We start from the raw sequence: 295 nt of genomic DNA on the forward strand, positions 1-295 counted from the left end.
CTGCCAGCAACCAAACGACGACCCGGTTGAATTGGGTCAATTTAATGGCTGCCGATGCTCCTTGGTATTTGAAAAGTATTCCAACAGTCTTCATCTCTACGGCCAATCCATACCACTTGTTTGATTTGCCACGAGTCTCGACATTTATCAATGCTTATACGTGAAATCAATCAAATATTGATGCGTTATTACGCAAAATCAGTGGTCAAGAACCATTCGTCGGCAAAAGCCCTGTTGACCCATTCTGCGGAGATTTAACGGCTTAACTATAATATAGTAGGAGAATTTTAATCAT

Annotated in this window: 1 pseudogene; it reads left to right on the plus strand. The window is 41.0% G+C overall.

The annotated features are described in order from the left end of the window. Window positions 1-266 (plus strand): annotated as a pseudogene (locus tag MZO40_RS17155) (glycoside hydrolase family 3 protein); the annotation flags it as partial. Window positions 267-295 lie beyond the last annotated feature (29 nt).

Source organism: Lactiplantibacillus sp. B652, from assembly GCF_023806745.1.
GTDB lineage: Bacteria > Bacillota > Bacilli > Lactobacillales > Lactobacillaceae > Lactiplantibacillus > Lactiplantibacillus pentosus.